Origin of the sequence: Streptomyces sp. 8L (assembly GCF_020176795.1) — a bacterium.
In the GTDB taxonomy this organism is placed as follows: Bacteria; Actinomycetota; Actinomycetes; order Streptomycetales; family Streptomycetaceae; genus Streptomyces.
The window spans coordinates 1-7,430 of record NZ_JAIUKE010000538.1; the positions used below are offsets into that span (position 1 = coordinate 1).

Annotated in this window: 5 protein-coding genes; 3 read left to right on the forward strand and 2 right to left on the reverse strand. The window is 72.5% G+C overall.

What is annotated here, in order from left to right; genetic code table 11:
• Positions 1 to 75: 75 nt before the first annotated feature.
• Both LCE31_RS33590 and LCE31_RS33595 read right to left on the reverse strand, forming a co-directional pair.
• Entirely contained in the window at positions 76 to 270 is a 195-nt protein-coding gene (locus LCE31_RS33590) for a hypothetical protein (RefSeq protein WP_225021245.1), read from the reverse strand.
• Between the two features lie 135 nt (positions 271 to 405).
• A complete protein-coding gene (locus LCE31_RS33595) occupies positions 406 to 1,212 on the reverse strand; it encodes an SDR family NAD(P)-dependent oxidoreductase (RefSeq protein WP_225021247.1) in 807 nt (268 codons plus the stop codon).
• Between the two features lie 78 nt (positions 1,213 to 1,290).
• Between LCE31_RS33595 and LCE31_RS33600 the strand changes: the two genes are divergently transcribed.
• The 3 genes from LCE31_RS33600 (at position 1,291) to eccCa (ending at position 7,400) form a co-directional block, all read left to right on the forward strand.
• A complete protein-coding gene (locus LCE31_RS33600) occupies positions 1,291 to 1,674 on the forward strand; it encodes a MerR family transcriptional regulator (protein WP_225021249.1) in 384 nt (127 codons plus the stop codon).
• Positions 1,675 to 1,816: 142 nt separating this feature from the next.
• On the forward strand, positions 1,817 to 2,614 hold the full coding sequence (locus tag LCE31_RS33605; RefSeq protein WP_225021251.1) for an SAM-dependent methyltransferase: 798 nt from the start codon (positions 1,817 to 1,819) through the stop codon (positions 2,612 to 2,614).
• A gap of 841 nt (positions 2,615 to 3,455) precedes the next feature.
• Positions 3,456 to 7,400 carry a type VII secretion protein EccCa gene (eccCa, locus tag LCE31_RS33610; protein ID WP_225021253.1) on the forward strand — a complete coding sequence of 1,315 codons (3,945 nt, stop codon included), beginning with the start codon at positions 3,456 to 3,458 and terminating at the stop codon, positions 7,398 to 7,400.
• Positions 7,401 to 7,430 lie beyond the last annotated feature (30 nt).

The window sequence follows — 7,430 nt, forward strand, 5'->3', positions numbered from 1 at the left end:
CATCCATCACAACAGGTCAACGGAACAAGCGATCAAAGGGACACGCCACCGGCGAGTGAACCTGACCAGGCCCTACTAGAGCCCCAGGTCCAGGGCCAGGCAGTTGAAGTGGTTCCACGAGGCCTCGGGATCGGGGCCGTTCCTCGTCGCGCCGTTCGGTACGGCCTGCTGCTCCTCGACCAGGTCCTCGTAGCGGACGCGCTCGGGCAGTGTGCCGAACCGGGCGCGCCGTGCGGCCGCCGCGCTGTCGGTGGTGATCCTGGCTTCCATGGGGCCTCCGCTCCTCCGGCGATCGCGCTCCGCGCGCGACAGGCGCCGTAACCGGTATCAGCGTCACCCCTTCCGCGTCACCTGTCAAGGCGGTGACGGTCAGAGTCTGCGACCTGTGCCCCATCGGGGACGACCTCAGGGCCGCGCGCGCCGGGCGGCTGCGCGGAAGAAGTTCCCGGTGAGCCGAGCGGCTGTCCGCCACGGGAGCACCCGGCTGAACACGAAGGCCTGGAGCGCGTAGCCCCCGCCGTCGACAACCGAGGGGGCACGCCCGCGCAGAGCAGCCACGACCGTGTCGGCGACCTGTCCCGGCCGCCGCTTTCCCCGGCCGCGGCCGGGGTTCATGGGGGTCTCGACCGCGCCGGGGCTGACCGCCACCACACGCACGCCCGTGCCCCGGGTCTCGTACCAGAGCGCCCGGCTGAAGGAGAGGACGAACGCCTTCGACGCCGCGTAGGCCGCGTTGTAGGGCGCGGGCGCGTACGCGGCGGTGCTCGCGATGTTCACGATCGCGCCCTGCCCGCGGGCGAGCATGCCGGGCAGGAAGAGCGCCGTCGTCTCCGCGACCGCCCCGGCGTTCAGGTCGACCAGCGCGCGGGTCCGCGCCGGATCGGCGTCACCGACCGCCCCGACGAGTGCGACGGCGGCGTTGTTGACCAGGATGTCGACCTCGGTACCGCTCTGGCGCAGGAGTTCGGCCAGGTGCGCGGGCGCGCCGTGCCGGGAGAGGTCCAGCGGCACGGTCCGCACCTCGGCCCGGTGCTCGGCGCGCAGCCGCGCGGCCACCGCCTCCAGCCGCACCACGTCGCGCGCCACCAGCACCAAGTCCACTCCCCGGGACGCCAGTTGCTCCGTGATCGCGGCTCCGATGCCGCTTCCGGCCCCGGTGATCAGTGCTGTGCCCCTGGCCCCGGTCCACTGCCGGATTCGTGTGCTCGTCATGCCCGGTACGCTAAAGTCTCACGTTGACGTCAATGTCAAGCTCGCAGGCGGGGGCCCGGAGGAAGGAACGGCGGAACGGTGCGGATCGGGGAACTCTCCAGGGCGACCGGGACCAGCACCCGCGCGCTGCGGTACTACGAGGAACAGGGCCTGCTCGCGCCCGAACGCCTCGCCAACGGCTATCGGGAGTACGACGAGGAGGCCGTGCGCCGCGTGGCCTTCATCCAGGACCTGTACCGCGCGGGCCTGTCGTCCGAGGTCGTCCGGGACATCGTCCCCTGCGCGGGGGTGGAGCGGCCGGCGGGGGACTGCGCCGGCCTCCTCCGCCGCGTCCGGCAGGTCCGCGACCAACTGGCCGAGCAGGAAGCACAGTTGGCGGCTCGACGCGAGATGCTCGAACGCTACCTGGCGGGCGCCGCACTCCCGGCCGGCCTCGACTCCCCTCTCGACAAGGACGCGTAGCGGCCCGCCCTGCGACAGCCGACGCCGCCCGCCCCCCTCTTCCGCGGGCGCGCCCGGTCCGTGCGCCCGGGGTGTGTGGGAAGCTGTTCGCGGTGGGGCGTGCGGGTCCGGGGGCCCCGGTGGCTGTGGGGAGGCGTGCGGGATGGCTCGGAGGAGTTTCCACCGCGACGAGATCGACACCAGCAAGCCGCATCCGGCGCGCGTCTACGACTATCTGCTCGGTGGCAAGAACAATTACGAGCTGGACCGCGCGGCCGGGGAGCAGTTGATCGCGGTGGCGCCCGAGGCGCGGATCGGGGTGCGGGCCAACCGGGAGTTCCTGCGGCGCGCCGTCGAGTATGTGGTCGGCGGTGGCGTACGGCAGATCCTCGACATCGGCTCCGGGCTGCCCACCTCGCCGAACGTGCACGAGATCGCCCGGCAGGCGGCGCCAGGTGTGCGGATCGCGTATGTCGACAACGACCCGATCGTCAACACGTACGCCGATGTGCTGCTCGGCCCCTCGGCCGCGACCAGTGTCGTGCTCGGCGACCTGCGGGACCCGGCGGCCCTGCTGGACCACCCCGACGTGCGCCGGGTCATCGACTTCGGCGAGCCGGTCGCGCTGCTCCTGGTCGCCGTCGTCCACTTCCTCGCCCCGGCCGACGAGCCCGGGCGGATCGTCGCCACCCTGCGCGACGCGCTCCCGCCCGGCAGCTTCCTCGTCCTCTCGCACGCGACCGGCGACTTCGCGGCCCGGGACGCGGCGCAGGCGGTCTACGACCAGGCCACGGCCAGGCTGAACCTGCGGTCCCGCGCCGAGGTCGAGGCGTTCTTCGGCGACTTCGCGCTGGTGGAACCCGGCTTGGCCCAGGCCCCGTTCTGGCGCCCGGACGGCCCGCCGCCCGAGGGGTCCGAGCAGATCGGCTTCTACGCGGGCGTCGCGCGCAAGCCCGCCTGAACCGGCGTGCGGCGGGCCTGACTTGGCCGCCGCCGACGCCTCGGCGCGCCCGCGCTCCCGGCGCCGCGTTCGGCCGCGCGGAAGCGGAGGCCGGGCGGACACGGAAACGGAAGCGGCGCCGCCGTGCCCGCCCCGCCGCCCGGTTGGCCGCGGGGAACCGCCCGCGAGCGGTTGCCCCGGGCGCGCCCTTCGCCCCCGGCGGTGTCCGCCGCAGACGCGGTGCCCGGCGCACCGGCGCCGTCGGGCAACCGGCGTGGTCACCGGTGCGCGGACGGCCGCCCGCCCGTCCCGAGGCGTAGCCGGCGGGGCCGGTCCGGTGCGGCAGTGCAACGGTGCGCCGGTTGTGGGGTATTGCGGTCGCCGCGCCCGCTTTTCGGCGCGCGGGTGTGACTTTTACCGCGTGCCGTCCGCGTTCTCGACCGAGCGCATGAGGTTTGTCACAGCCCGTCCCGGTGTGTCTCGGCGGCGGCTCCCCGCGGGGAATTCCGCATGAATTCATGTCCAGGAATTCGATGGGCGGAGCCGTATGCTCCGCTCTGCCGCCCACCCCATGCGGAATCCCGGCTACTCCAGGGCAAGTAGGGGCGTACAGGGGGTAACGGAACGTCATCTTTGTCCAGATGTGTGGGGGATGGCCCGTTTGTCCTTACGTGACCTCGACGCTGTCTGTTTGTACACAAATTCGCCCTCGCGGGAGACTCCCAAGATTTACCGGGGGGTGGGTGCGAGTTGCTCAGGCATCCCTATAGTTGATAACCCATAAAGCGCGCGTGGAGCAGGAAAGAGGGCCGATTTGAGCACCGTGGTCGCTAAGCGCCCGCCACGTGCCGAGGCACCCCACATGCCCGAGGGCCAGGTCGAGCTGGCCGAGCCCCCGGTGCTGGGAGAGCCGGCGACGGCGGACTTCGGCTCTGCCCTCATGTACTTGCCGATGGGGCTCGGCGCCGGCGCGATGGTCCTGATGTTCTCCCTGCGCGGCGGCGGCCCGACGACGTACATGATGTCGGGCATGATGGCCGTCGCCATGGTGAGCATGACGCTCACCCAGGTCGGCCGGAACAGCGCGGAGCGGCGTAAACGGATGCGCGCCGAACGCCGCGACTACCTCCGCTACCTGACCCAGAAGCGCATCCAGGCCCGGCAGGCCGCCGAGGAGCAGCGCGCCTCGCTGCTGTGGGACAACCCCGAGGCTCCCGACCTGTGGGCGCTCGCGCTCGGCCCCCGGCTGTGGGAACGGCGACCCGCGCACGAGGACTTCGGCCGGGTGCGGATCGGCCTCGGCGTGCGCAGGGCCGCGTTGCAGTTCCTGCCGCCGCAGACCAAGCCCGTGGAGGACCTGGAGCCGCTGTCCGCGATCTCGCTGCGCCGCTTCACCCGCGCCCACCAGACCGTGCCCGGCCTGCCGGTGCCGGTGGCGCTCGGCCGCTTCACGAGCGTCGAGTTCGCGGGCGAGGCCGAGAGCGCGCTCGGCCTGATCCGGGCGATGCTCGCCCAGCTCGCCGTCTTCCACTCGCCCGACGAACTGCGCATCGCGGTCCTCGCCGACGAGCAGGGGCGCGCCGAGTGGGACTGGCTGAAGTGGCTGCCGCACAACGCCCACCCGTCCGAGCAGGACGACGCGGGGCCCGTACGGCTGTGCTCGGACGACTACGACGCCCTGTTCGACCTGCTCGGCCAGGACGTGCAGGGCAGGCCCGACCACGATCCGGCCTCCACGCCCGGTGTGATGGAGCCGCTGGTGGTGATCGTCGCGCAGGGCGTACGCATCCCCGACGGTTCGCGCCTCATCGGCGGGGGTATCCGGGGCGTCGTGCTGCTGGACGCGACGGGCGCCATGACGGGCGGCCCCAAGGTGCTGCGCCTGACGGCGCGCGGCGGCGAGGTGGAGTTCCCGAGCGGCAGCGACATGGTGACGGCGCGCGCGGACACGCTCACCGCGACCGCGGCCGACAACCTGGCGCGCATCCTCGCGCCGATGCGCACCGGCGGCAGCGTCGACCTGTCGGACCGCGCCCTCGACTCCGACTTCGACCTGACGGCGCTGCTCGGCATCCGCGACCCGCACACCTTCGACGTGCCCGCCAAGTGGCGCCCGCGCACCGAGCAGGCCGCCCGCCTGATGGTGCCGCTCGGCGTGACCGACGACGGCGAGGTCGTCCAGCTCGACATCAAGGAGTCCGCGCAGGGCGGCATGGGCCCGCACGGCCTCCTGATCGGCGCGACCGGCTCCGGCAAGAGCGAGCTGCTGCGCACCCTGGTGATGGGCCTCGTCGCCACCCACTCCTCCGAGGTCCTCAACCTGGTCCTGGTGGACTTCAAGGGCGGCGCCACCTTCCTCAACATGGACCGGCTGCCGCACACGTCGGCCGTCATCACCAACCTCGCGGACGAGATCCACCTCGTGGACCGGATGCGCGACTCCATCAACGGCGAGATGATCCGCCGCCAGGAGCTGCTGCGCGAGTCGGGCTACGCGTCCCTCTTCGACTACGAGAAGGCGCGCGGCGCGGGCGCCGAGTTGACGCCGCTGCCCTCGCTGCTGATCATCGTCGACGAGTTCTCCGAACTGCTCGCCAGCAAGCCCGAGTTCGTCGACCTGTTCGTGTCGATCGGCCGCCTCGGCCGAAGCCTCGGCGTGCACCTGCTGCTCGCCTCGCAGCGCCTGGACGAGAGCCGCATCCACAAGGTCGAGGGCCACCTGTCCTACCGGATCGCGCTGCGGACGTTCTCCTCGATGGAGTCCCGCAGTGTGATCGGCGTGTCCAACGCCTACGAGCTGCCGTCCGCGCCCGGCAACGGCTACCTGAAGGTCGACACCACCAACCTGGTGCGCTTCAAGGCGGCGTACGTCTCGGGTGCGGCGCCCGCGCCGACCGGCACCGGCGACCCGTACGCGGAGGGCGGCGAACTCTCCACGGAGGTCGTCCCGTTCGGCCTCGCCCAGAGCGGCGAGCTGCGCTCCGCGCGCGAGGACGAGGAACTCGCCGCGCTCGCCCAGCAGTCCCTGGGCACCGGCGGCGACGAGGGCCAGGGAGCGGAGGAGAGCGACGAGAGCCTCCTCGAAGTCCTCGTGGACCGCCTGGAGGAGAGCGGTCCGCCCGCCCGGCAGGTGTGGCTGCCGCCGCTCACGTCCCCGCCCAGCCTCGACCAGCTGCTGCCCGGCATCGTCCCCGACCCGGTGCGCGGCATGACGGCCCTCGGGCACCCGGCGCTCGGCTCGCTGCGCATCCCGCTCGGCATGGTGGACCGGCCCTTCGAGCAGCTGCGCGAACTGCTGGTCGCGGACCTGTCGGGCGCCGACGGGCACATCGGCCTGGTGGGCGCCCCGCAGACCGGCAAGTCGACCATGCTGCGCAGCCTGATGCTGTCGCTCGCCCTCACCCACACCCCGGAAGAGGTGCAGTTCTACTGCCTCGACTTCGGCGGCGGCGGTCTCGTGTCGACCGCGGGCCTGCCGCACGTCGGCTCCGTCGCCACCCGCCTGGAGCGCGACCGGGTGCTGCGTACGGTGGCCGAGCTGACGCAGCTGCTCGAACGCCGCGAGCAGCTGTTCACCTCGCGCGGCCTGGAGTCGATGGCCGCCTACCGCGCCCTGCGCGCGAGCGGCGAGATCGACGACCCGTACGGTGACGTCTTCCTCGTCGTGGACGGCTGGGGGACCCTGCGCCAGGACTTCGAGGATCTGGAGCCGCGCGTCAACGAACTCGCCGCCCGCGGCCTCTCGTTCGGCCTGCACGTCGTCGCGTCCGCGGTGCGCTGGTCGGAGATCCGCTCCCGCCTGCGGGACATGCTCGGCACCAAGTTCGAACTGCGCCTCGGCGACTCGATGGAGTCCGAGGTCGGCAACAAGGCCGCCGCGGGCGTCCCGCACCAGCCGGGCCGCGGCCTCACCTCGGCCGGCCACCACTTCCTCTCCGCGATACCGCGCCTCGACGGCTCCTCCGGGACCGCCGACCTGACCGTCGCGACCAAGTCCGCCGTCGTGGAGATCGACACGTTCTGGACGGGCCGCTCCGCGCCCGGCGTACGGCTGCTGCCCACCGAACTGCCCGTCACCCAGCTGCCGGCCGCCGAGGGCACCGACGACCTCAGGGTCTGCATCGGCCTCGACGAGCAGCGCCTCGCCCCGTACTGGCACGACTTCGGCGCGACCCCGCACCTGATGGTGCTGGGCGACGGCGAGACCGGCAAGACCAACGCACTGCGCCTCGTCATCAACGGCATCACCTCGCGCTACACACCGGACGAGGCCCGCATCATGGTCGCCGACCCGGGCCGCGGCCTGCTGAAGTCCGTGCCCGAGGAGTACCGCGTCGGCTACGTGGTGGACTCCGAGGCCCTCGTCCAGCTGTCGAACAACGCGGCCGTCTCCGTCGGCAAGCGCGTCCCCGGGCCCGATGTCACACCGGAGCAGCTCGAAGCGCGCGACTGGTGGAGCGGACCCAAGCTGTTCGTGCTCATCGACGACTACGACCTGGTCACCGGCGCGCCGGGGATGGCCTCGCCGGTCGGCCCGCTCACCCAGCTCCTCGCGCAGGGCACGCACATCGGCCTGCACGTTGTCGTCGCCCGCAGCACCTCGGGCGCCATGCGCGCCATGATGGACCCGATGCTGCGGCGCCTGTGGGAACTCGGCAACCCCGCCCTGCTGTTCTCCTACCCCAAGGAGGAGGGCAAGTTCCTCGGCGAGGCCAAACCGCGCACCCTGCCGGTCGGCCGCGCCCAGCTCGTCACCCGGCGCGGCGTCCGGCTCGTCCAGACCGGTCTGGTGGTGCCGCCCACATGACCGTGACGCCGCGCGGCCCCCGCCCCCCCC

What these genes read in the sequence shown, in the direction of transcription:
- LCE31_RS33590 (WP_225021245.1), bottom strand. Translation starts at nt 270, where the DNA reads ATGGAAGCCAGGATCACCACCGACAGCGCGGCGGCCGCACGGCGCGCC.
- LCE31_RS33595 (WP_225021247.1), bottom strand. Translation starts at nt 1,212, where the DNA reads ATGACGAGCACACGAATCCGGCAGTGGACCGGGGCCAGGGGCACAGCA.
- LCE31_RS33605 (WP_225021251.1), top strand. Translation starts at nt 1,817, where the DNA reads ATGGCTCGGAGGAGTTTCCACCGCGACGAGATCGACACCAGCAAGCCG.
- eccCa (WP_225021253.1), top strand. Translation starts at nt 3,456, where the DNA reads ATGCCCGAGGGCCAGGTCGAGCTGGCCGAGCCCCCGGTGCTGGGAGAG.